The 24,393-nt window shown below is 60.8% G+C and carries 19 protein-coding genes and 1 riboswitch; of the genes, 13 read left to right on the top strand and 6 right to left on the bottom strand.

The window, feature by feature from the left end; translation table 11 throughout:
* The first annotated feature begins 194 nt into the window (after positions 1 to 194).
* From ACYSTU_RS08820 to ACYSTU_RS08790, 7 genes are all read left to right on the top strand, one after another.
* Positions 195 to 1,952: a carbamoyltransferase family protein gene (locus ACYSTU_RS08820; RefSeq protein WP_024011327.1), complete on the top strand. Its 1,758-nt coding sequence runs from the start codon at positions 195 to 197 to the stop codon at positions 1,950 to 1,952.
* Positions 1,936 to 3,066: a glycosyltransferase gene (locus ACYSTU_RS08815; protein ID WP_498997520.1), complete on the top strand. Its 1,131-nt coding sequence runs from the start codon at positions 1,936 to 1,938 to the stop codon at positions 3,064 to 3,066. The genes ACYSTU_RS08820 and ACYSTU_RS08815 overlap by 17 nt, the downstream gene beginning before the upstream one ends.
* Entirely contained in the window at positions 3,066 to 3,962 is an 897-nt protein-coding gene (locus ACYSTU_RS08810) for an antimicrobial resistance protein Mig-14 (RefSeq protein WP_217879205.1), read from the top strand. The genes ACYSTU_RS08815 and ACYSTU_RS08810 overlap by 1 nt, the downstream gene beginning before the upstream one ends.
* A gap of 8 nt (positions 3,963 to 3,970) precedes the next feature.
* Complete coding sequence (locus ACYSTU_RS08805; RefSeq protein WP_498998130.1) at positions 3,971 to 5,371, top strand: PIG-L deacetylase family protein; 1,401 nt, start codon at positions 3,971 to 3,973, stop codon at positions 5,369 to 5,371.
* Between the two features lie 81 nt (positions 5,372 to 5,452).
* On the top strand, positions 5,453 to 6,409 hold the full coding sequence (locus tag ACYSTU_RS08800) for a glycosyltransferase (RefSeq protein ID WP_110644878.1): 957 nt from the start codon (positions 5,453 to 5,455) through the stop codon (positions 6,407 to 6,409).
* Positions 6,410 to 6,463: 54 nt separating this feature from the next.
* On the top strand, positions 6,464 to 7,225 hold the full coding sequence (locus tag ACYSTU_RS08795; protein ID WP_498997517.1) for a glycosyltransferase family 2 protein: 762 nt from the start codon (positions 6,464 to 6,466) through the stop codon (positions 7,223 to 7,225).
* Positions 7,226 to 7,279: 54 nt separating this feature from the next.
* Positions 7,280 to 8,374 (top strand): glycosyltransferase, encoded by a 1,095-nt coding sequence (locus ACYSTU_RS08790; RefSeq protein ID WP_498997514.1) that lies wholly within the window; start codon positions 7,280 to 7,282, stop codon positions 8,372 to 8,374.
* On the opposite strand, the gene ACYSTU_RS08785 is transcribed toward ACYSTU_RS08790, so the two are convergent.
* Positions 8,369 to 8,935, bottom strand: a complete 567-nt coding sequence (locus tag ACYSTU_RS08785; protein WP_016771986.1) for a lipopolysaccharide kinase InaA family protein — start codon at positions 8,933 to 8,935, stop codon at positions 8,369 to 8,371. The genes ACYSTU_RS08790 and ACYSTU_RS08785 overlap by 6 nt on opposite strands.
* A gap of 150 nt (positions 8,936 to 9,085) precedes the next feature.
* Between ACYSTU_RS08785 and ACYSTU_RS08780 the strand changes: the two genes are divergently transcribed.
* From ACYSTU_RS08780 to hldE, 3 genes are all read left to right on the top strand, one after another.
* Complete coding sequence (locus tag ACYSTU_RS08780; protein ID WP_130902890.1) at positions 9,086 to 10,258, top strand: O-antigen ligase family protein; 1,173 nt, start codon at positions 9,086 to 9,088, stop codon at positions 10,256 to 10,258.
* A gap of 15 nt (positions 10,259 to 10,273) precedes the next feature.
* On the top strand, positions 10,274 to 12,079 hold the full coding sequence (gene msbA, locus ACYSTU_RS08775) for a lipid A export permease/ATP-binding protein MsbA (RefSeq protein WP_016771984.1): 1,806 nt from the start codon (positions 10,274 to 10,276) through the stop codon (positions 12,077 to 12,079).
* Between the two features lie 99 nt (positions 12,080 to 12,178).
* Entirely contained in the window at positions 12,179 to 13,600 is a 1,422-nt protein-coding gene (gene hldE, locus ACYSTU_RS08770; protein ID WP_016771983.1) for a bifunctional D-glycero-beta-D-manno-heptose-7-phosphate kinase/D-glycero-beta-D-manno-heptose 1-phosphate adenylyltransferase HldE, read from the top strand.
* A 78-nt stretch (positions 13,601 to 13,678) separates the two neighbouring features.
* On the opposite strand, the gene ACYSTU_RS08765 is transcribed toward hldE, so the two are convergent.
* The 4 genes from ACYSTU_RS08765 to ACYSTU_RS08750 form a co-directional block, all read right to left on the bottom strand.
* Positions 13,679 to 14,647 (bottom strand): metal ABC transporter ATPase, encoded by a 969-nt coding sequence (locus ACYSTU_RS08765; RefSeq protein ID WP_264364426.1) that lies wholly within the window; start codon positions 14,645 to 14,647, stop codon positions 13,679 to 13,681.
* A gap of 32 nt (positions 14,648 to 14,679) precedes the next feature.
* Positions 14,680 to 15,492 carry an aldo/keto reductase gene (locus ACYSTU_RS08760; protein WP_136492356.1) on the bottom strand — a complete coding sequence of 271 codons (813 nt, stop codon included), beginning with the start codon at positions 15,490 to 15,492 and terminating at the stop codon, positions 14,680 to 14,682.
* The gene (locus tag ACYSTU_RS08755) at positions 15,489 to 16,664 is read right to left on the bottom strand and encodes an NAD(P)/FAD-dependent oxidoreductase (RefSeq protein ID WP_110602700.1); all 1,176 of its coding nucleotides are present in this window, start codon (positions 16,662 to 16,664) and stop codon (positions 15,489 to 15,491) included. Before ACYSTU_RS08755 ends, ACYSTU_RS08760 begins: the two co-directional genes overlap by 4 nt.
* Positions 16,665 to 16,781: 117 nt before the next feature.
* Positions 16,782 to 17,114 (bottom strand): DMT family transporter, encoded by a 333-nt coding sequence (locus tag ACYSTU_RS08750; protein WP_016771980.1) that lies wholly within the window; start codon positions 17,112 to 17,114, stop codon positions 16,782 to 16,784.
* Between the two features lie 108 nt (positions 17,115 to 17,222).
* Here ACYSTU_RS08750 and ACYSTU_RS08745 point away from each other — a divergent pair, with 108 nt between their 5' ends.
* Positions 17,223 to 18,119: a LysR family transcriptional regulator gene (locus ACYSTU_RS08745; RefSeq protein WP_498997509.1), complete on the top strand. Its 897-nt coding sequence runs from the start codon at positions 17,223 to 17,225 to the stop codon at positions 18,117 to 18,119.
* An 11-nt stretch (positions 18,120 to 18,130) separates the two neighbouring features.
* A complete protein-coding gene (waaA, locus tag ACYSTU_RS08740) occupies positions 18,131 to 19,405 on the top strand; it encodes a lipid IV(A) 3-deoxy-D-manno-octulosonic acid transferase (protein ID WP_498997506.1) in 1,275 nt (424 codons plus the stop codon).
* A gap of 1,066 nt (positions 19,406 to 20,471) precedes the next feature.
* Here the strand turns inward: waaA and ACYSTU_RS08735 are convergent.
* Entirely contained in the window at positions 20,472 to 21,905 is a 1,434-nt protein-coding gene (locus ACYSTU_RS08735; protein ID WP_016771977.1) for a TolC family outer membrane protein, read from the bottom strand.
* A gap of 204 nt (positions 21,906 to 22,109) precedes the next feature.
* Positions 22,110 to 22,215: riboswitch (TPP riboswitch) on the top strand.
* Between the two features lie 144 nt (positions 22,216 to 22,359).
* Here ACYSTU_RS08735 and thiC point away from each other — a divergent pair.
* Positions 22,360 to 24,249, top strand: a complete 1,890-nt coding sequence (gene thiC / locus ACYSTU_RS08730; RefSeq protein ID WP_130902885.1) for a phosphomethylpyrimidine synthase ThiC — start codon at positions 22,360 to 22,362, stop codon at positions 24,247 to 24,249.
* Positions 24,250 to 24,393 lie beyond the last annotated feature (144 nt).

Raw genomic sequence — 24,393 nt, 5'->3', positions numbered from 1 at the left:
CCCCAGTCCGTTTGAGTTGGAGTCTATTGCGACGTCCAAACCCTGTCAACGTGGCGACTGCCTGTTCCTGCTAGAGGCTTGCGGGCGCTTTTACGCTATAATCCCGCCCTTTAGCTGCCACTCGCCCTGTGCGAGGGCACATCAATTTTCAAGGCGCTTCGCGCCTGCATGCAGACTAAAGAGGCTAGACCCCTGTGGCATTGACGATTCTTGGCCTGTCCGGCGCCCTTAGCCATGATCCTTCCGCAGCCTTGTACATCGACGGCAAGCTGGTCGCGGCGGCTGAGGAAGAGCGCTTCGTACGCGATAAACATGCAAAGAACCGCATGCCCTACGAATCGGCGAAATTCTGCCTCGAGCAAGCCGGTATCAAACCTTCCGACGTTGACGTGGTGGCGATTCCATTCGCCCCGATCAGCCTGTTCGGCAAGGCCCGCTGGCATTACGCCAAGCGCTACTGGTACGCCCCGGATCGTGCTCTCGATGCGATCCTGATGGGCAACCGTCGCTACAAGCGCTATCGCAACAAGATTGTCTGGTGCCTCGAGCAACTGGGCTTCGATCCGAAGAAAATCAAGATCGAGCCGGTCGAACATCACCTGGCTCACGCCTCCAGCGCCTATCACTGTTCGGGTTTCAAAGAGAAAACCGCGATCCTCGGCATCGACGGTAAAGGTGAATACGCCACGACCTTTTTCGGTTATGGCGAAAACGGCAAGATCCACAAGATCAAGGAATTCTTCGATCCGGACTCCCTTGGTGGTTTGTACGGTGCGATCACTGAATTCCTCGGTTTCGAGATGCTCGACGGCGAGTTCAAGGTCATGGGCATGGCGCCGTACGGCGATGCCAGCAAGTACGATTTCTCGCGTCTGGCCTCGTTCGAGAATGGCGAACTGGTGATCAACACCGACTACGCCAACGTGATCGGCCTGCGCCGCTATAAAGAGAAGGGCAAGGGTTTCTACTTCTCGCCGAAGCTGATCGAGTGGCTGGGTCCGAAGCGCGAAGGCGACATCGCTGATGAGCCTTACATCCACTACGCCGCGAGCATGCAAGCGCTGTTCGAGAAGCTGGCGTTGCAGATGATCGACCACTACCTGGGCGACGTGCTCAAGGAAACCGGCAAACTGGCTTTCGCTGGTGGCTGTGCGTTGAACGTCAAGCTGAACCAGAAAATCATCGCCCGCGACGACATCAAAGAGCTGTTCGTACAGCCTGCGTCCGGCGATGCCGGCACCGCGGTCGGCGCTGCCGCTTACGTGTCGCACGCCCGCGGCGTGCCGGTCGAGAAGATGGAACACGTCTACCTTGGTCCGTCGTACAGCAACGAGGACGTGATTGCCGCCTGCGCCCGTCACGAGAACAAGCCGACCTGGCGCAAGCTCGACAACATGCCCGAGCAGATCGCCCAGATCATGGTCGATGGCAACCCGGTAGCCTGGTTCCAAGGCCGCATGGAGTTCGGTCCGCGCGCATTGGGTGGTCGTTCGATCATCGGGTGCCCGAGCGTGGCCGGTGTCGCCGACCGCATCAATCACCAGATCAAGTTCCGCGAGCGCTGGAGGCCTTTCTGCCCGTCGATGCTCGACACCGTCGCGCCGCAGATGATCAAAATCGATCACCCGGCACCATTCATGACTTTCACCTTCGAAGTCGCCGAAGAATGGAAAACCCGCGTGCCGGAAGTTGTCCATGAAGACGGTACTTCCCGGGCTCAAGTGCTCAAGCGCGAATACAACCCGCGCTACTACGACATGATGAAGGCGCTGGAAAACCTCACCGGTAACGGCGTGTCGCTGAATACTTCGCTCAATCGTCGTGGCGAGCCGATGATCTGCTCGCCGACCGACGCGCTGAACATGTTTTTCGGCTCGGATCTGCAGTACCTGATCATGGAAGACATTCTGGTGGTCAAAGAGGGCGCCAACGCTTATGACTCGCTCGGCTGAACGCCATGTGCTGCAGTTCTGCCACGGCTATGACGGGCCGTTCCTGGACTGCGCGCGGCAGTACGCCAGCCTGTTTGCCGGCACCGGCTATCGGGTGACCACGGTGTTTCTGACCGGGGCCGCCGATAGCGAGGTGGCCGCAGCGTGCGCTTCCGATGAAGTGTTGTTCATGGAGTACAGTTCCAAGGCCATTCGTGGCCTGAAACTGGGGGCTATCGGCGATCTGCGCAAGATCGTCGCCTCACGCAATTTCAGTCTTTGCATTGCTCATCGCTTCAAGCCGATCTATATCGCCTTGCTCGGCACATCGCTGCCGGTCATTGGTGTGCACCACGCATTCGGCGATTACCAGCGTGGCACGCGTAAGCTATTCGCACATATTTTCCGCAAGCGCCTGAGCCTGCTCGGAGTGTCGGATGCGGTGCGCGACGACATGCGGCGCTGCCTGCCGAAGTGGCCGGCAAGCCGAATCCAGACGTTGTACAACCGTATCGATGTGCCTGCACTGCAAGCCCGTCAAGTACCGGCCGAAGAGGCGCGGCAGATCCTCGGGCTGTCGCCGCATGCCTGGATCGTCGGCAACGTCGGCCGCCTGCACCCGGACAAGGATCAGGCCACGTTGCTGCGCGGGTTTGCCCAGGCGCTGCCAGGCCTGCCGGACAACAGTCAGCTGGCCATTCTCGGCAGCGGTCGTCTGGAGCAGGATCTCAAGGCGCTGGCGCGCGAGCTGGGGATTGCCGATCGAGTGCTGTTTCTCGGTCAGGTGCCTGATGCGCGCGACTACTTTCGCGCCTTCGATGTATTTGCCCTGAGCTCCGATCACGAGCCGTTCGGCATGGTGCTGCTGGAGGCCATGGCTGCCGGCGTGCCGCTGCTGGCCACCGCGTGCGGCGGGGCGAAGGAGGTGGTCGAGGGGGTGGGCATTCTGTTTCCACTCGGCGATGCCGAACATCTGGCTCAAGGGCTGCAACACCTGGCCGCGATGGATGCGCCGCAGCGTCGTCAATGTGCACAGATGATGCTCGAGCGACTGCATGAGCATTTCTCCGACCGTGCAGTGCGCGAGACCTTCTGGCGCCTGCCGCCAGTTACCGATCTGGCAACGAGGGGCTGATGCTCAACCGATTTCAAGGCTGGCGCGAACGTGGCTGGTCGCCCGTTGACGCCTCGACCTACGCCACTACCTGGCAACGTTATGGCGGCAGTGTCGCGACGCATCCGCTGGTCATCGAGCGCCTGGCCGACCTGGCCGGGATCCCGGTGCGTTATCTGGCCTGGCAGCCGCAGGGCGAGGTTGAAGCCGCCATCGCTACCTGGGGGCGCGACCTGGCTCTGTCCAAGGACGTACTCAAACGCAACGGCAAGAAAGGCCTGTTCGACCTCGGCAATGCCGAGCTGATCCTGCCGGCCGCCGTCGATGCTCAGGCACCGCTGCGGCATCGGGCGCGCTATCTGTCGGCACTCAACGAAAGCCGTTTCAGTGGCCTGAAGTTGCAGGCTGAGCAACTGGCCATGGCCCGCACGCCGGAAGAGTTGTCGAAAAAGTTTCGCTATAACCAGCGTCGAGAGCTGCGTCTGCTGGAAGAAGCGGGCGGTGTGGTGCGAGCGGTCAGCGAGTTTTCCAGCGTTGAGCTGGCCGCGATGTACTGCGATCTGTTTCAACGCCGCTGGGGCTTTCCGGCGACCGGCGCGGCGCGCATGGCCGAGGTCATCGAGTTGCTGCGCGAGCTGTTGATCGGCTCGGTCATTTTCCTCAACGATGCGCCGATTGCGATTCAACTGGTCTACCGCGTCGAGGCGCCGGAATGGATCAGTGTCGAATATGTGAATGGCGGCGTGGATCCCGAAACCCGCGAGTTCAGCCCCGGCAGCGTGCTGAGCTTTCTCAATACGCAAAGCGCTTGGGAACACGCACGGGCACTCGGCAAGCCGCTGCGTTTTTCATTCGGGCGCGCTGACCGTGAGTACAAGGACCGCTGGTGCAACCCTGTGCCGGTGTTCACCGTATGAGCCAGACCATGAGCCGCAAACAGCAATTGCTCAAGCGCTATCGACGCAACAAGCGCGTGGCTATGTTGGTCGCGCTGGCCGCCATCATCGCGCTAAGCGTGCTGGTCGCCTGGTGGCTGGCGCCGGTGTTGCTGATCGGCGGCTGGATCGCCCATGAAGCGTGGTTTGCCGATCATCTGTTCTACGCCCCGAGCGACGATTATCAGTACAGCTTCCCGCCCTATACGCCGCAGCCGAAGGTTCATCTGCACGGCGAGCAGTTGCGTCTGGATGAAGGTGTGATGCTGGCCGATGACGCTACGCTGATCCTCGCGGTGCGAGTCAAAAGCACCTGGCTGGGGCGCTTTCTCGATCCTTGTATCGCGTTGTCGGGCGGCGCCAATCCTGACGTGCAAACCTTTGAGCGCGGTGTCGGCGGCCTGCGCTATCTGAACCTCAGCGGTCAGGCGCAAGCATTGTCCGAAGGAGTATTGCGTCTGCGCGGCCGTTTCTGTCGAGTGTCGGGCGAGCCGGTACTGTGGGCGCTGGAACACGCCGATTATCGTCGCCAGCGGGTCATGGTCATTGCCCCTCACGCGGATGATGCGGAGCTGGCGGCGTTCGGCTTGTACAGTCAGGCCGATGAAGCCTGGATCGTTACCCTGACTGCTGGTGAAATCGAGGCCGAACACTATCAGCAGATGGGCATGAGCAAGGTCGACGCCGCGCGGCTGAAGGGACGTTTGCGCGCCTGGGACAGCCTCACTGTGCCGCAATGGGCCGGAGTCGCCCAGCAGCGCTGCGTGCAGTTGGGCTATTTCTGCCTGCAACTGGCCGCGATGCGTGACAGGCCGGATCTACCGGTGGGCTCGCGCGAAGCGGACTTGAGCGATACCCGCCTGTTCCGTCAATTCAATCCATTTGTGCTCCCGGGGGACGCCGATGGCGCGCCGACCTGGAACAATCTGCTGGCCGATCTGCGCGAAACGATGCTGCGCGCTCGTCCGGACGTCATCGTGCTGCCGCATCCGGCGCTCGACCCGCATCCTGACCACATCTGCGCGCAGCAGGCTGTGCTTGAAGTGTTGAAAGGTCTGGACTGGCAGCCGACGCTGCTCGGTTATGCCAACCACCTGCACGATAACGACCGGTGGCCGATGGGTAATAGTGGTGATGGCGTGGCTCTGCCGCCAGCCTTTGATGCTGGCGTGCCGGTGCAGCCTGTATGCCTGGCGTTGTCCGCAGAGCAGCAGCGTGACAAAGCCATGGCCCTGGGCATGATGCATGACTTGCAGCCGCCTGCGCCGTTCAAGCGTCGCTTGCGTCGCAGCCTGCAGCGATTACTGGCTGGGCGCTCCGGTTCGCCTTATGGCGAAAACGAATTTTTCCGCAAGGCGGTTCGGCGACATGAACTGTTCTGGCGTTTGTAACGACACAGGCGCCCGCGCAAGACTTTCTTGCGGGCGGGCATGTTCAGGTTTGCTCGGGTTGCTGTTGCGGCAAGGAAGACAATGAAAGTTCTATTTCTGGTGCAGAAAGATCAACGGGCCATTCTCGATCGGTTGTACGAGGGTGTCGCCGCCCATTGTGAGTGCGATCTGCGCTGGTTGAGCGGTGACGAGCAGCGCAATCTGCGTCGATACTTTCGCCGCGAAGTAGACGTTTCCCGCTATGACCGCATCGTGTTTTTCCTGCGCTTCAAGCAGGAGATCCGGCAGGTCGGATTTATTCGCACCATCCCCAATCTGGTGATTCTGGAGCACGACGCCTATCAGAATTACATCCCCTGCAAGTACACCGGCAAGTTCAGCGCGCACTATCGGCGTTTGCCGTGGGCACGCGTGATCAGTTCTGGTTTCGTGGTGGCCGAGCGCCTGCGCTCGGAGGGCTTCGACGCCGTGTTCGTGCCCAAGGGCTACGATCAGACGCAATTGCAGGACCAGAGGCGCGAGCGGGATATCGAACTTGCCTTCGTCGGCAGTACCAACAGTGTGGCCTACAGCGGTCGCAAGGCACTGCTGGATGAATTGGGCCAGGTCGAGCCGCTGCTGGTGACGCGGACCAAGTCCGGGGCTGAATACCTGGAAACGCTCAACCGTATCCGCTTTTTTGTCAGCGCGGACGTGGGCATGGGCGAGTTCATGATCAAGAACTTCGAAGCCATGGCTTGCGGCTGCGTCCTGCTGGCCTATGATCAAGGCGCCGCCGAAGCTGCGGCGCTGGGTTTGCAGGACATGCACAACGTGGTGTTCTATCAGACGATCGCGCAGTTGCAGGAAAAGCTGGCCACGCTGCGCGAGGATCCGCAACTGGCGCAACGCATCGCTGACAACGGTCGCGAACTGGCGGTGGAGCAGTTCAGCTTCGCGCGGATCGGTCAGCGCATCGTTGAAGAGCTTGAGCCACCGCTGCGTGAGCGGGCGCCGCTGAGTCTGCTGGAAAAAATCCGCCTGAAAGTGGGCATTTGACAAGTGTCATATAGCCAGTGATATTGCTGGCGACTTCTGATTAACGAGATTTCGGTGCAATTTTCCAAAGAAAGCCAGATTACATTGGTGGTTACCAGCTGCGGTCGACTCGATCTGCTCAAGGCCACTCTCGATAGCTTCGACCGGTACAACACGGCACCCATTCGTGAAGTGTTCATCACCGAAGATGCCGGCGACGAAGGCGTTGCCGGGATTCTGCCTGCTCACTGGAAAGAGCATTGCACGATCTTCGTCAATCGTCCGAAGTTGGGCCAGTTGGCATCGATCGACCTGGCCTACGGGCAGGTCAGCACACCCTATATCTTTCATTGCGAAGACGACTGGGAGTTCTACCGTCCAGGGTTCGTGGAAGACTCGATGACCGTTCTGCAGGCCCGGCCGGAAATTCTGCAGATCTGGTTGCGCAGCTATAATCACGATCTGCGGGTTCACAGTCCTTACATCCATTTGGGCGCGCGCGCGATTGTCGATGGCGTTGCGTGTTATCCGCTGATTTCCGACAAGCCGGAGTGGCAGGGGTTCTCGCTGAACCCTGGGTTGCGTCGACTCGAGGACTATTGGTTGTGTGCGCCTTTCGCCGGCCATGGTGGCGAGAAGGCCTTGTCACAGCGCTACTCACAACTGAACAGGGACGCCTTGATACTCGAGGCAGACGCGGTCATGCACACCGGTTTCGGTCTGCATGTGCAAACGGATGTCGAGCGTGAACGCAAAGCGCGCCGCAATCGCCGCGAACAGATCAAATTTGCCTTGTTTCTGTTGCTGGGAGTCTGCATTGGCTGGTTCATCAACTGAGTTCGAGTACCGCGCAGCTTGTCCCCGCAAATCCGTGCAACGGCTTTCTGCCCTATGAATATTCTCAATATCATGTGGGCCGGTGGCGCTCCGTTCGCATCAATCCATAAAGTGCATCAGCAGATACTCTCTCAGGCTGCGCCGTCGGCGGTGGTCAAAACCTGGCTCCTCCAGGGGCAGGGAGCCGAGTGCGGCGTGGATGTCGGTGAGGTCCGGGAGTGGCGGTTATCGTCAGCCCGCCTGAAGGGCCGGCATTTCTGGCGTTTGGCCAAACCCGTGATGCGGGCGAGGTTTCGCCAGGCGCTCGTGGACAGTGACGCTCGATTGCTGCTGCTGGACGGCATGGGTGTCGCACGCACGTTGTTACCGGTCCTCAAGAAACTGCCGCATATCCGCGCGGTAGTGATCTTCCACGGTTCGGCGCGTTTGAATGCCGGCGACCAGGCTCTATTCCAGGCAATCCCTGCGTCCCGACTGACATTGGTTGCCGTCTCCAGCACCCTTGCCGATTCACTGGCCCGCGATCTGCAGATGCCTGTCACCGCGCTGCGAAGTGCGTTCGATCCTGAGGCGTTTCGCGCTGACCTGTTCACCCGCGAGCAAGCCCGGACACGGTTGGGTTTGCCGCAAGGCGATACGCCAGTATTGGGCGCGGTAGGGCGGCTGGTCTCCGAGAAGGGTTTCGGCTATCTGCTGGATGCCTTTGCCGCAGCACTCGACACCCGCCCGGACTTGCGCCTGGTCATTGTTGGCGAAGGCTCCAAACGCGCGGCGCTGGAGCAGCGCATCGACGCGCTTGGCTTGCACGAGAAGGTCTTGCTGACCGGCCATCTGAACGAAGCAGCGCAGCTTTATCGTGCGTTCGACTGGGTGGCCATCCCTTCGCTGGAAGAGGGCCTGGGTCTGGTCATGCAGGAAGCGGTGATGGCCGGCGTACCGGTGCTGTGCAGCGATCTGGAGGTGTTCAGCGAACAGCTGGGCAGCGCCGGCTGGTATGCGCCGGTCAATGACACGAAAGCCTGGGCCGAGGCCATCGACCGCGCCTTCAATGCCTCATCTCAAGCGATCAATGCCGAGCAGTACCGGATGCTTGCACCGGACGAGGCCTGGTCGAGCTTCAGCCAGGCTGCCCGCGCATTGTTTTCATGACGACAAGACCGCGCGCTCAAGTGCCTGCATCGGAAAGCTGTCGTTCAGCTTTTCGCGCGCAATATAGCGTGCGAAGTGTTGCAGGTTGCGTTTGATCAAGCGCTTTGGCAACGGTCCGCGGGTAAAGCGCATGTCGGCAACATCGATCAGGCCCATGCGGTTGTCTGGCGTGACCACGATGTTGCCAAGATGCAGGGAGCGGAAATAGATGCCCGAGCGATGCAGGCTGCGTATCAGGGCGGCGAGGTCCGGCAATGCCTGCTTCCACTCGAATCCTTGTTTGCTGGCGATCTGACGCAGCGTCTGCCCTGGCAGAGGCTCATACAGCACGGCGGTCATGCCTGGTTTTTCAAGGCGAAAGAACTGCAGGATCTGCAAGGTCGGTACGCCGAGTTTTTGCAGCTCGACGGCATTGTCGATGAACCGCTTCGAATAGGGGCGCAGCAGAGCGGATGAAAAAAACCGCTTGCGACGGAACAGTTTGAGAATTTTTCCATCTTGCAGCAGGTAGACTTTCGGCCCGTAGCTGTCCGCTTCCAGCACTTTGGCAGCGTCGATCATTTGGTCTAGAGCGGCTTGGGAGAGCCGGGAGCATCGCATCGTAGGAAGCCTTGTCGAAAGTGCGGGGTGTAGTAGCGGGCAATGATGCCGAAAAGTTTCGATTTTAACCATGCCGCGTCGCATGGGCGAACCCTTGTCAGGAGCAGATTGATGCAGGAAACACGCTGGGCGCAACTATGGATGGCGACGGGGCTCTTGTGGTTTTTACTGGCCATTGCCTTAGCGCCCACCAACAAGGTTTACCAGCAGGGGCTGGTCGCTCTCGTCTGGTTGCCGGCGCTAGTGCTGGGCTGGTCTGCGCGGCACCGCGTCAGGGAAGTGCTTTACGAGCAACGCTGGATCTACCTGCCGTTGCTCGGATTGCTGGTCTGGTCGCTCATCAGTCTGGCATGGACAAACGCACCGGAAACGGGTCGCGAGGCCAAGCGTCTGTTGTACATCGTGGTGTTCCTGCTGTTTTTTCCGGTGTTTGCCAGCGGACGCCCCGAGCGGTTGATTCGCCTGATGCAGTGGGGCGGGCTGGGATTGGCGGTGACGGCGCTGGTGGCGATTGTCAGGTTCTACGTCATTGACGGCAACGTCTGGTCTGCGCGGGTGGAAGGTCTGGGTGAACTGGCGCATCCGATCCTCGGCGGCTATGTCATCGGTCTCGCGGCCGTGTGGCTGGCCCTGTGGGCGCCGCGTGATTTGATGCGGCAAGGGATCTGGGCGCTGGCGTTGACGGTGCTGGTTGTTTTTGTCCTGATGAGTCAGAGCCGCGGTGCGGCGTTGGCGCTGTTTCTGACCATCCTGGCCATGCCGATCTGGTGCCGTGACCGGCACAGCCGAATCGTCGCAGCCGTGGCACTGGTGGTGGCGATTGCGGCGCTGTGGCTGTTCGAGCCGTTGGTGCTGGCGCGCGGGGTCTCGTATCGTCCGCAGATTCTGATGGCTTCTCTGGATATGATTGCCAAGCACCCCTGGGGCGGGCTGGGTCTGGGTGGGGACTATCGGGTGCTCTGGTCTGGAATGACCTTCGATCACGCCCACAACCTGTTCACCCATGTCGCGATCGTGCTGGGTCTGCCGGGACTGCTGTTATGGTCTGCCGTCTGGTTCGGCGTGATTTTCCAGGCGTGGAAAGTTCGGGAAACGCTGTATGCCCGCGGTGTTATCGGTATCTGGCTGTTCTCGACACTGGCGATGCAGTTCGACGCTGCCAGCCTCACCGGCACCCCGCGCGCCGAGTGGTTCATCAGCTGGCTGCCGTTGGGGCTTGCCAGCGTTTTGGTATGGGCGCGGGCCAATGGCGGCGCTTGTGATAAAATTTCGCGTTCTTCTTAACCAGTGAGCTCTACGATGACTGACGCACCGCCCAAAGCGGAACAGGAATCCAGCCTGAAAATCTACTTTCGGCTGTTGGGGTACGTAAAACCCTATATCGGTCTTTTCCTGCTGAGTATCGTGGGCTTCGTGATCTTTGCTTCCACGCAACCGATGCTGGCCGGGATTCTCAAGTATTTTGTCGATGGCCTGAGCAATCCCGAAGCGGTGCTCTTCCCCAATGTGCCTTATCTGCGAGACGTGCAGCTGTTGATGGCTGTGCCATTGCTGATCATTTTGATCGCAGCGTGGCAGGGCCTTGGCTCGTTTCTCGGCAACTATTACCTGGCGAGGGTTTCGTTGGGGCTGGTGCATGACCTGCGTATCGAATTGTTCAACAAACTGTTGGTACTGCCCAACCGCTATTTCGATACCCACAACTCGGGTCATCTGATCTCGCGCATCACCTTCAACGTGACCATGGTCACCGGCGCCGCCACGGATGCCATCAAAGTGGTGATCCGCGAAGGCCTGACCGTGGTTTTCCTGTTCGCCTATCTGCTCTGGATGAACTGGAAACTGACTCTGGTGATGCTGGCCATTCTGCCCGTGATCGCGTTCATGGTCGGCAACACCAGCAAGAAATTCCGCAAGCAGAGCAAGAAGATTCAAGTGGCCATGGGCGACGTCACCCATGTGGCTTCCGAAACCATTCAAGGCTATCGCGTCGTGCGCAGTTTTGGTGGCGAAGCTTATGAGCAGCAGCGTTTTGCGGCGGCCAGCCAGAGCAACACCGACAAACAGTTGCGCATGACCAAGACTGGCGCGGTGTATACGCCGATGCTGCAGCTGGTGATCTACACCGCCATGGCGGTGTTGATGTTCCTGGTGTTGTTCCTGCGCGGTGATGCAACGGCCGGTGATCTGGTCGCGTACATCACGGCAGCAGGTTTGCTGCCGAAGCCGATCCGGCAATTGTCCGAAGTCAGCTCGACCATTCAGAAAGGCGTGGCCGGTGCTGAAAGCATTTTCGAGCAACTCGACGTTGAACCGGAAATCGATACCGGCACGATCGAGCGTGATCGGGTCAGTGGCCACCTGGCGGTGAACAACCTCAGCTTCACTTACCCGGGCACCGAACGGGAAGTGCTGAAAAACATCAGCTTCACCGCGTCACCAGGTCAGATGATCGCACTGGTCGGGCGTTCCGGCAGCGGCAAGTCGACGCTGGCCAGTCTCATTCCGCGCTTCTATCACCACGAGACCGGCGAAATTCTGCTCGATGATGTCGAGATCGAAGATTATCGCCTGCGCAATCTGCGCCGCCATGTAGCGCAAGTGACCCAGCACGTGACGCTGTTCAACGACACCATCGCCAACAACATCGCTTATGGCGATCTGGCAGGCGCGCCTCGCGAAGATATCGAGAAGGCCGCCCGGGACGCATTCGCCATGGACTTCATCGCGCAGATGCCTCAAGGCCTGGATACCCAAGTCGGCGAGAACGGTGTGTTGTTGTCTGGCGGACAGCGTCAGCGTCTGGCGATTGCCCGGGCCTTGCTGAAAAACGCCCCGCTGCTGATCCTCGACGAGGCGACTTCGGCCCTTGATACCGAGTCCGAGCGGCACATTCAGGCAGCACTCGACCATGTCATGAAAGGCCGCACCACGCTGGTCATTGCCCACCGTTTGTCGACCATCGAGAAGGCCGATCTGATCCTCGTCATGGATCAGGGCGAGATCGTCGAACGCGGCACTCATGCCCAATTGCTTGCTCACAATGGCTATTACGCGCGGCTGCATGCGATGGGGCTGGATGCTCCGGCCGAAGACATTGCCTGATCTGCGGACCAGGGTGAGCCAGCCTCACCCTCGTGTATTCCCGGTGCGCGCGATCCTGTTAATATCGCGCCCCTGTTCATTTTGTATGTGGGTTGCTCCATGAAATTGTCGATGCCGCGATTCGATCAAGCCCCTGTCTTGGTGGTCGGCGATGTCATGCTCGACCGTTACTGGCATGGCGGAACCTCACGGATTTCCCCTGAGGCACCGGTGCCGGTGGTCAAGGTCGAGCAGATCGAAGATCGCCCGGGCGGTGCCGCCAACGTGGCGCTGAACATTGCCGCGCTGGGTGCACCGGCATCGCTGGTGGGCGTGACCGGCGATGACGAAGCCGCCGACAGCCTGAGCAACAGTCTCAAGGGCGCCGGCGTGCGCGCCTTGTTCCAGCGCATCGCCCATCAACCTACCATCGTCAAGCTGCGGGTCATGAGCCGGCATCAGCAACTGCTGCGTATCGATTTCGAAGAGGTGTTCGCCACCGATGCGCTGGCACTGGCCGCGCAGGTCGACGAACTGCTGGAAGGCATCAAGGTGCTGGTGCTGTCGGATTACGGCAAAGGTGCGCTGAAGAATCATCAGACGCTGATCCAGGCCGCCCGCGCCAAAGGCATTCCGGTGCTGGCCGATCCCAAGGGCAAGGATTTTTCGATCTACCGCGGTGCCAGCCTGATCACGCCGAACCTCAGCGAGTTCGAAACCATCGTCGGTGGTTGCGCCGATGAGCACGAACTGGTGAGCAAGGGTGCCGTCCTGATGCAGGACCTCGACCTTGGCGCACTGCTGGTGACCCGCGGCGAACACGGCATGACCTTGTTGCGCCCGGATCATCCGGCGTTGCACCTGCCGGCCCGCGCCCGCGAAGTGTTCGACGTGACCGGTGCCGGCGATACGGTGATTTCGACATTGGCGGCAGCCATTGCCGCTGGCGAAGAACTGCCGCACGCCGTGGCGCTGGCCAATCTGGCAGCAGGTATCGTCGTCGGCAAGCTCGGTACAGCAGCGATCAGCGCCCCGGAGCTGCGCCGCGCCATTCAGCGCGAAGAAGGTTCGGAGCGAGGTGTGCTGGGTCTTGAGCAACTACTGCTGGCGGTTGACGATGCCCGTGCGCACAACGAGCGGATTGTCTTCACCAATGGCTGCTTCGACATCCTCCATGCCGGCCACGTGACCTATCTGGAGCAGGCCCGCGCTCAAGGCGATCGTCTGATCGTCGCGGTCAACGATGACGCCTCGGTCAGCCGCCTGAAAGGCCCGGGCCGGCCGATCAACAGCGTTGATCGCCGCATGGCGGTACTCGCCGGTCTCGGCGCGGTGGACTGGGTGATCAGCTTTTCTGAAGGCACGCCGGAAAACCTGCTGCGCGAGGTCAAGCCGGATGTGTTGGTCAAGGGTGGCGATTACGGCATCGATCAGGTAGTCGGCGCCGATATCGTCACCGCCTACGGCGGCACGGTGAAAGTGCTGGGGCTGGTGGAGAACAGCTCGACCACAGCAATCGTGGAAAAGATCCGCGGCCAATAAGCTCAAGAGATCGCAGCCTGCGCCAGCGCCTGCACAATTCTGTTCAGGCGCTGGCGCAGGCTGCGATCTTTTTGCTTTTCAGGAATTCACTTTCTTGCGCGGTACGATTTTCTTCAGCAACTGCCTGGCCTTGCCGCGCAGGCGGGCCAGTCCAGTGGCCTTCTCCACTGGCGTCAGGCCCTGTTGGCGCAACCAGTCCTTCCAGCGAATCCGCTCATCGCGCACCAGCCAGCCATCCTGGCGGGCAAAGCTTTCAGCCAGATACAGACCGCGCGTACTCGCCGGATACAGCTGATCCTTTTTCAGGGTATACAACTCAGGCAGCGGCTGACCGTCGTGCAATGGCATCAAATACAGGTCAGGCCGTTTGCGATCGAGCCGCGCCACCAGTTGATCACCTTCCAGACGCTCGTCGACATGAAACAGGCTCAAGGACTTCGCCTCTTTGGGTACGTCCAGGCGCAGGTCATAGATCAATTGCAATGACGCCGTCGGCAAATGCACGTAGGCCCGTGGCCGCTCCAGCAATTGCAGGTTGGCGCAGCGCACCGGCCGTGCTGAACCGGACAGCGGTGTCAGGCGAAACGGCAGCGCCTCACGGTAATGCAGCGCAGCGGAGTAGGGCGCCGGCAACCAAGTCTCGTTGAAGCGCCCGCCGAGCCAGCCTTCCGGGGTTTCCAGCAGACACTCTTCGGCAATCTCCTGAATCGCCGTGTGCAGCGGAATGTTCAGCTCATGAGCAGGCACATAGCCGGAAATCAGCTTCAGTACCACGTCGCCGCGATCCTGGCGACGCTGGCGCACCAGCACCCAGTAATCGCGGTTCTGCCAATGCAGGGTCAGGCGCACGGACACGCCGAGGTTGGCTAGTTCCAGGGCGAAGCGCTCGCTGTCGGCGACGCTGACCGGTTTGCGCCGTTGCAGGGTCTGGGCGAAGTTCAGCGGCATGCCGACGCTCTGATAGCTCAGGCCTTCGGGCGTGGCTTCGACGAACAGCGGCAGCGTCTTGAAGTTGCTCGGGTTCTTGCGGATGAGCGTGCGCGGCATATCGGCTCCTGGCTTAAGGCCGCGGGGCGGCGTCAGTGACTACGCAGGACCTGGGCAACGGTCGCTACGTTATGGGCGAGGTGCAGCGGATTGATTGTGCCGACAATAGCACTGGCGACGCCGGGCTGAGTGAACAGCAACTCGAAGCTGGCGCGCACCGGATCGACTCCCGGACTCAGACAGACATGACCGCTGGCCAAGGCTTTTTTCACCAGAATGGCTTTGCCGTGGGCAGCAGCATAGTCAATGACTACCTTTTCGTTTTGTTCGTTCAGATTGTAGGTGACCATCGCACAGTCGCCTTGCTCCAGCGCTTTCAGCCCACCTTCGACGGTTTTCCCGGAAAAACCGAAGCCGCGAATCTTGCCCTCGGCCTTCAGCACCGCGAGAGTGGCGTAGACCTCTTCGTGCTCAAGGATGGCCATGTCGTTGCCGTCCGAGTGCACGAGGACCAGATCGATGAAATCCGTTTCCAGACGTTGCAGGCTGCGCTCGACCGACATTCGCGTGTGCGCAGCGCTGAAGTCGTGGCGCGACAGGCCATCGGCAAACTCTTCGCCGACCTTGCTGACAATCACCCAATCCTGTCGCTGACCGCGCAGCAGCGGGCCGAGGCGTTCTTCGCTGCGACCATAGGCCGGCGCGGTGTCGATCAGGTTGATGCCCAGATCCCGCGCCTGGCGCAGCAGCATGCGCGCCTCGTCATCGTCGGGAATCTGAAAGCCGTTGGGGTATTTCACCCCTTGATCGCGGCCGAGTTTGACCGTGCCCAGGCCCAACGGCGAAACCGACAGGCCGGTGCTGCCCAGCGGGCGATGCAGTTCGTGCAGAGTGGCGATGGTCATGGCAGCAGTTGCTCCCACGCGGGTACACCGAGCGGTGGTTTCGGCAGCGGCGGCAGCGGTTCAGTCGCCTGCGGCTGGATGCCGTCGCGTTGCAGCGAGGCGATAACGCGGTCGGCGAAGTCTGGCGCCAGTGCCAGTTTGGTCGGCCAGCCGACGAGCAAGCGACCTTCCTCGGCGAGGAACGCGTTGTCCGGGCGGGTCAGGCCGGTTTGCAGCGGCTCGGCGCGATCGACGCGCAGGGTCGCCCATTGCGTGGTGCTGAGGTCGATCCACGGCAGCAGTTGAGCGATTTCCTTTTGTGCGGTGGCGATCTGTTCGGCCGGCTCGCGGGCCACGCCTTCGCTTTCGGCAATGTCGCCGCCCATGTACCAGACCCACTGGCCGTCAGCGGCCGGGTGCGTGGTCACGGTGATGCGCGGCTTGGTGCCGCCGCCCAGGCAGTGCGCGTACAACGGTTTCAAGCCGGGACCTTTAGCGAGGATCATGTGCAGTGGTCGGCGCTGCATGGCCGGACGACTGAGGCCCAACGCTTCGAGCAGTTCGGCAGTGCCGGCGCCAGCACTGAGGACGATGCGCTGGGCGCGGATCTCACGCCCATCGACTTTCAGGCCGACCAGCACGCCGGCTTCCAGCAGCGGCTCGATGACCTGCCCGGCGAGCAGACCGTCACCGGCCAGCTCGGCCAGACGCTGGATCAGGCACGGGACATCCACTACCAATTCGGCGAGGCGATAGACCTTGCCCTTGAAACGCTTGTCCTGCAGGGCCAGCGGCAGTTCATCGCCCTTGACCTGATCGACCCGGCCACGCACGGCTTTACTGGCGAAGAAACTGGTCAGATTGCCGGCCAAAGTGCCTGGCGACCACAGGTAATGGGCTTCGGACAGCAGGCGCACGCCGGACAGATCCAGCTCACCATTACCGGCCAGCGCCTCGCGCCAGCGGCGCGGCATGTCGGCGATGGCTTCCGAGGCCCCGGTCAGCGCGCCGTGCAGCGCGTACTTGGCGCCGCCGTGGATGATGCCCTGGGACTTCACGCTCTGCCCGCCACCGAGGCTGGCGCTTTCCACCAGCACGGTCGAAAAACCCTGACCGCGCAGGCGCGCATTCAGCCAGAGGCCGGCGACACCAGCGCCGACAATCAGAACGTCGGTGGAAATAACGGATGGCATGCGGCGACCTCGGAGCTTGAAGAAGCCGCAAGTTTCAAGCTTCAAGCTGCAAGCTGCAACCCGGACCAGCAAATCAGCAATGCTTGCGGCTTGCCGCTTGAAGCTTGCTGCTGCTTTTTAATGCCCGGCAGTTTTCGAAAACAGCTGAATCACCACGACCCCCAGCACGATCAACGCCATCCCCAGCATCGCCGGTACGTCGAGCTTCTGCCCGTAAATGAACAGAGCGGCGACGCTGACCATGACAATGCCCATCCCCGCCCAGACCGCGTAGGCAACGCCCACCGGTACGGTGCGCACCACCAGCGTCAGCATCCAGAATGCGATCCCATAGCCGACAATCACCAGAATCAGCGGCAGCGGCGTGCTGAAGCCCTTGACCGCTTTCATCGAAACGGTGGCGATCACTTCGGCGCAGATGGCGATGGCCAGATAGACGTAGGCGTTCATGGTTTCGATCCTCAAATAAATCGTTGCTTGCTGAGGTGACATTCTAGGGACTGCTCAGATGGGGTAAAGTCATTACCTATCTGTTCTAGAGATGGGTTGGTAGCAAGCATGCAATGGAATCTCGAGCAGCTGCGGGTATTTGTCGACGTTGCAGAACAGCGATCTTTTTCCGCCGTGGCACGTCGACAACGCAAGGCGCAGTCGGCGATCAGCAGCGCCGTTGCGATGCTCGAAGAGGATTTGGGCGTGAGCCTGTTCGAACGCAGCAGCGGTCGGCAGCCGATGCTCACCGAGGCGGGCGCGGCATTGCTGGAAGAGGCCCGCGAAGTGTTGCGCCAGTGCGAGCGCCTCAACGGCAGGGCCATGGCGATGCTGCGCGGTCAGGAGGCGCAGTTGCGAGTGGCTCAGGACGAGGCGATGCCGTATCAGGCGCTGGTGGAAAGTTTCGGTGAACTGGCCGAGCAGTTTCCCAGCCTGGAAGTGCAACTGACCAGCGCCGCCCAGGGTGAAGTTGCGCGCAAACTGGTCGAACGTCGCGCCGACCTCGGCCTTCTGTTCTATCACGATGAAATCCCCGAAGCCCTTGAGCGGCGCGTACTGGGTCGAGTGGAAATGGTCACGGTCTGCGGTGTCAATCATCCGCTGGCGCAGCAGGCCTACGTGACCTGCCAGCAACTGGCGCAGCACCGGCAATTGCTGATGTCGACGCAGACCAGCGTCTATCCCGGCAACGAGCCGGCCAGCCCACAGGTGTGGCGCGCCGACAGCTTTTACGTGATGTCCGAATGGCTGGTGCGCGATCTCGGTTGGGCGTGGTTGCCGCGCCACGTTGTGCAGTACTCGGCGTATCAGGGCCAAATGGTTGAACTCGATAGCGAATGGACGCCGCCGGCATTGGTGGTGGAACTGGTCTGGCGCCGCGACGAACCGCTCGGCCCCGCCGCGCGCTGGCTGGCGGAACGTTTTGCCGTGCACTTGCGGGCGATCAGCGACAAAAGCCGATAAACTCCGCCGCCATGAATAGAACTCTCTACACCGCGCTGTTTTACCTGGGGCTGCCATTGGTGGCGATTCGGCTGTGGCTGCGCGCGCGCAAGGCGCCGGCGTATGCCAAGCGCATCGGCGAGCGCTTTACTCTTGGCATGCCGACCTTGCAGCCCGGTGGCATTTGGGTGCACGCGGTATCGGTGGGCGAAAGCATTGCCGCCGCGCCGATGATCCGTGCGCTGCTGGAAAGCTATCCGGCGCTGCCGATCACCGTGACCTGCATGACCCCGACCGGTTCGGAGCGGATTCAGGCACTGTTCGCCAACGAGGCGCGCATTCAACACTGCTATCTGCCGTATGACTTGCCTTGTGCGGCGGCGCGTTTTCTTGATCGCGTGCAGCCGAAACTTGCGGTGATCATGGAAACCGAGCTGTGGCCCAACCACATTCATCAGTGTGCCAAGCGCGGAATTCCGGTGGCGCTGGCCAATGGACGGTTGTCGCAGCGTTCCGCCAAAGGCTATGGCCGCTTCAGCAAACTCACCGCGCCTATGCTTGCCGAGATGAGCCTGTTGGCGGTGCAGACCGAAGCCGAGGCCCAGCGCTTCCGCGATCTCGGCGCGCGGCCTGAATCTGTCGAGGTCACCGGTTCGATCAAGTTCGACCTGACCATCGATCCGCAATTGCTGCAGCGTGCTACCGAATTGCGTAGCCAATGGCAGGCGCAGGATCGTCCCGTGTGGATCGCCGCGAGCACTCACGAAGGCGAAGATGAAGTGGTGCTCGACGCTCATCGTCGCCTGTTGGCCAATCATCCGGATGCATTATTGATTCTGGTGCCGCGTCATCCGGAGCGTTTCAATTCGGTGTTCGAGCTGTGCCAGCGCGAAGGTTTCGCCACGGTACGTCGCTCGACCGGGGCCAATGTCGATGCGCAGACGAGCGTGCTGCTTGGCGACACCATGGGCGAGTTGCTGTTTCTCTATGCCCTGGCCAACAGCGCTTTTGTCGGCGGCAGTCTGGTGCCGAATGGCGGGCACAACCTGCTCGAACCCGCCGCGCTGGCGAAACCGGTACTCAGCGGCCCACACCTGTTCAACTTCCTCGACATCGCCGCGCAACTGCGCGAAGCCGGGGCGTTGGCCGAAGTGGATGATGCCGAAGGCCTCGCAGTCGAGGTGCAGCGCTTGTTCGAACTGCCGCGTGATGCGCAGCGCATGGCCGAGGCCGGGCTGGCGGTGATGCGGCGTAATCAGGGCGCATTGCAGCGCTTGCTGGATGGCTTGGCGCGGCTGATCCAATAGTCGCCTGGAATATTACTGTGGTGAGGGGATTTATCCCCGCTGGGTTGCGAAGCAGCCCCGAAACCATTCAGCGCGGTCATTCAGAAAAACCGTGTCCACCGCTATTGCGACTGCTGCGCAGCCGGACGGGGATAAATCCCCTCGCCACAGGGATTTATCCCCGCTGGGTTGCGAAGCGGCCCCAAAACCATTCAGCGCGGTCATTCAGTCAGATCTGGTAAGCCGGTTTCACGACTGCTGCGCAGCCGGACGGGGATAAATCCCCTCACCACAGGGGTTCATTCCAGATTGTTCATGGCCGGTCCTTACTGTGGCGAGGGGATTTATCCCCGCTGGGTTGCGAAGCAGCCCCAAAACCATTCAACACGGTGATTCAGTTAGATCTGGCAAGTCGGATTTACGACTGCTGCGCAGCCGGACGGGGATAAATCCCCTCACCACAGGGGATTCATTCCAGATTTTTCATGGCCGTGCCTTTGGCTGGATGGTCTGGCGCGGCTGATCCAATAGTCGCCTGGAATATTACTGTGGTGAGGGGGATTCATCCCCGCTGGGTTGCAAAGCAGCCCCAAAACCATTCAACACGGTGATTCAGTTAGATCTGGCAAGTCGGATTTACGACTGCTGCGCAGCCGGACGGGGATAAATCCCCTCGCCACAGGGGATTCATTCCAGATTTTTCATGGCCGTGCCTTTGGCTGGATGGTCTGGCGCGGCTGATCCAATAGTCGCTTGGAATATTACTGTGGTGAGGGGATTCATCCCCGCTGGGTTGCGAAGCAGCCCCGAAACCATTCGACGCGGTGATTCAGGCAGATCTGGCCAGCAGGATTTACGACTGCTGCGCAGCCGGACGGGGATAAATCCCCTCACCACAGGGGATTCATTCCAGATTGCTTATGGCCGGGCCTTACTGTGGCGAGGGGATTTATCCCCGCTGGGTTGCGAAGCAGCCCCAAACTATTCAACACGGTCATTCAGAAAAACCGTGTCCACCGCTATTGCGACTGCTGCGCAGCCGATCGGGAATAAATCCCCTCACCACAGGGGATTCATTCCAGATTGTTTATGGCCGGGCCTTGAGCTGCGCCTCGGCCGCCGACGCCAGATCCGGTGGCAGGAAATCCTTGTCCGGGTTGTAGTCGGCTTTCAGATAACGCCGCAGGTCTTCCAGGTCACCCGGGTTCAGCGTCCCCGCCGCCTGCTTCAGGCGCAGGTTGTCGAGGATGTAGTCGTAGCGGGTGTTGTTGTAGTTGCGCACCGAGGTGTACAGCTGGCGCTGCGCGTCGAGCACGTCGACGATGTTGCGTGTGCCGACCTGATAACCGATTTCCGTGGCTTCCACCGCGCTCTGGTTGGAGATGATCGACTGGCGGCGCGCCTGCACCTGCTCGACGTCTGTGTTCACCGCGCGGTGCAGATTGCGGGTGTTTTCCACCACTTGCCGGCGCAGCGATTCGCGCTGCTGTTCGCTCTGATCCAGTTGCGCATAGGACTGACGCACTTGCGAACTGGTCAGCCCGCCGCTGTAGATCGGGATGTTCAGTTGCAGGCCCAGGGTGCTCTGCTCGACGTTGCCGCCATAAGGCGCGCCGAACGAGTTGGGGTTGGCAAAGCCGAGGGCGTCGTTGTCGCCTTTCTCGTATTTCGCCACGGCGTCGAGGGTCGGCAAGTGGCCGGCCTTGCGCTGCTTGAGTGTCTGCTCGGCAGAGCTGACCGCGTAGTTGCTGGCGAGCAGATTGAGGTTCTGCCGCGCCGCCGTGTCGACCCAGGATTTCGCATCGTTGGGCGCCGGCGGCAGGATCGGTAGCGTATGAACGATGCCCTGAATCGAGTTGTACTGACGGTTGGTCAGGGTGATCAACGCCTGAAACGCATCATCGACCTGACGCTGGGCGACGATGCGGTTGGCTCGCGCGGTGTCGTAACTGGCTTGCGATTGCAGCACGTCAGTCTTGTCCGAAAGGCCGACATCGAAGCGCTCGTTGGACTGATCGAGCTGACGTTTGAACGCCGCTTCTTCAGCCTTGGTCGAGGCCAGATTGTCCTGGCTGCGCAGCACGTTGAAGTAGCTTTCAGCGCTCTGCAGGATCAGGTTCTGCTCGGTGGCCGACAGCTGCAGAGCGGCCTGCTCGTTGACGTCCTTCGCCGCTTGATACTGGAACCAGCGATCGGCGCGGAACAGCGGCTGCGCGAGGGTCGCCTGATAGGAATGCGCGCTGCGGTTGGCGATGGCCGAGGGTTGGTCGATCGAGGTGCGCACGTCAGCAACTTCGGCGCCACCGGACAGGTTCGGCAGCAGACCGGCGCGGGCCTGGGGCACCACTTCTTTCTGCGCGCCATACTGGGCGCGGGCCGCGGCGAGGTCGGCGTTGTTGTCGACCGCTTCCTGATAGACGCTGACCAGATCGGTTTTGGTCGACAAGGGTGCTTCCGCTGCCCAGGCCATTGTGTTGGACGCACAGGACACGGCAACAGCCAATGAAAGTTTGCGCAGCATGAGGCGATCCCTAGCATGAATATTATGGAAGTAATCCGGGCGCCAAAGGTAAGGCGCAGCCCGCACAGCGTCAAGGCTGAGCAGGCCCAGCGAGTGTAGTTGCGCATTGCTCCGGCAACAATCGGCCAGCCTGGGTATTTACGCCATTCATCATGGCGTTCGCTGCGGTGTTGGCGTTCCTTGATGGTTGTGTCTAGACTGGCCGGGTTCTTGTCGGGGTGCCTTGCTATGAGGCTGAGATCGAATAATTTCGGATCCCGTTGAACCTGATCAGGTTAGCGCCTGCGTAGGGAACAAGATTTCTCGTCACCCGGCGAGTCCTCTTGTGCTTCGTCCGGGATATTGTTCGACAATCGAACGCCATGACGAATGCACAGCACCGGTCCTGGTGCGTCCGTGCCTTTCAGGTTCTGCTCCGACAATCCACTGCTGGATGCTGTCTGGAGAGCCCGTGATGACAACAAAAGAAAAAAACGCGATCAACCTGAGTGACTCGGCCAAGGTCGACGAGCAATCGGTCAAGCCGTTCACCCGTTCGCAAAAAATCTACGTTCAGGGCTCGCGCCCGGACATCCGCGTGCCGATGCGCGAAATCAGCCTCGATGTAACCCCGACCGATTTCGGCGGCGAGATCAATGCGCCGGTCACGGTCTACGACACCTCCGGCCCGTACACCGACCCGAACGTGGTCATCGATGTGCGCAAAGGTCTGGCCGATGTGCGTTCAGCGTGGATCGATGACCGTGGCGATACCGAGCGCCTGCCGGGCCTGAGTTCGAACTTCGGCCAGCAGCGTCTGGCCGATGCCGAACTGACCAAACTGCGCTTCGCCCACGTCAACAACCCGCGCCGCGCCAAGGCCGGGGCCAACGTCAGCCAGATGCACTACGCGCGCAAAGGCATCATCACTGCCGAGATGGAATACGTCGCCATCCGCGAAAACATGAAGCTGCAAGAAGCGCGCGCGGCCGGCCTGCTCAAGCAGCAACACGCCGGTCACAGCTTCGGCGCAAGCATTCCGCAAGAAATCACCCCTGAATTCGTCCGCGAAGAAATCGCCCGTGGTCGCGCGATCATTCCGGCCAACATCAACCACGTCGAACTGGAACCGATGATCATCGGCCGTAACTTCCTGGTGAAGATCAACGGCAACATCGGCAACAGCGCCCTGGGTTCTTCGATCGAAGAAGAAGTGGCGAAGCTGACTTGGGGCATTCGCTGGGGCTCGGACACGGTGATGGACCTGTCCACTGGCAAACACATTCACGAAACCCGTGAGTGGATCATTCGTAACTCGCCGGTGCCGATCGGTACCGTGCCGATCTATCAGGCGCTGGAGAAGGTCAACGGCGTCGCTGAAGACCTGACCTGGGAGTTGTTCCGCGACACCCTCATCGAACAGGCCGAGCAGGGCGTCGACTACTTCACCATTCACGCCGGCGTGCTCCTGCGCTACGTACCGCTGACCGCCAAACGCGTCACCGGCATCGTCTCCCGTGGCGGTTCGATCATGGCCAAGTGGTGCCTGGCGCACCACAAAGAGAACTTCCTCTACACCCACTTCGACGAAATCTGCGAAATCATGAAGGCCTACGACGTCAGCTTCTCGCTGGGCGATGGCCTGCGTCCGGGCTCGATTGCCGACGCCAACGACGAAGCGCAATTCGGCGAACTGGAAACCCTCGGCGAGCTGACCAAGATCGCCTGGAAGCACGACGTGCAATGCATGATCGAAGGCCCGGGCCACGTGCCGATGCAGTTGATCAAAGAGAACATGGACAAGCAGCTCGAATGCTGCGACGAGGCGCCGTTCTACACCCTCGGCCCGCTGACTACCGACATCGCTCCGGGCTACGACCACATCACCTCGGGTATCGGCGCGGCGATGATCGGCTGGTTCGGTTGCGCGATGCTCTGCTACGTGACGCCGAAGGAGCACCTGGGCCTGCCGAACAAGGATGACGTGAAGACCGGGATCATCACTTACAAGATCGCCGCGCACGCAGCGGACCTGGCCAAGGGACACCCGGGCGCGCAGATCCGTGATAACGCACTGAGCAAGGCGCGTTTCGAATTCCGCTGGGAAGACCAGTTCAACCTCGGCCTGGACCCGGACACCGCACGTTCCTATCACGACGAAACCCTGCCGAAGGACTCGGCCAAGGTCGCGCATTTCTGCTCGATGTGCGGGCCGAAATTCTGCTCGATGAAGATCACCCAGGAAGTCCGCGAGTATGCGGCCAACCAGCGCATCGACGCGGTCGATGTGGACGTCGCCAAGGGGCTAGCTGAGCAGGCCGAGCGGTTCAAACAGGAAGGCAGTCAGCTGTACAAGAAAGTTTGACCCCGTACTGATCGTTCCCACGCTCCGCGTGGGAATGCAGCCCGTGACGCTCCGCGTCACTGGACGCGGAGCGTCCCTAGAGGCATTCCCACGCAGAGCGTGGGAACGATCACAACAAGCTGCAAGCGGCAAGCGGCAAGCTGC

Source organism: Pseudomonas glycinis (assembly GCF_054871425.1).
Note: the sequence above shows the minus strand (reverse complement) of the source record. Positions and strands in the feature narration are given on the sequence as shown.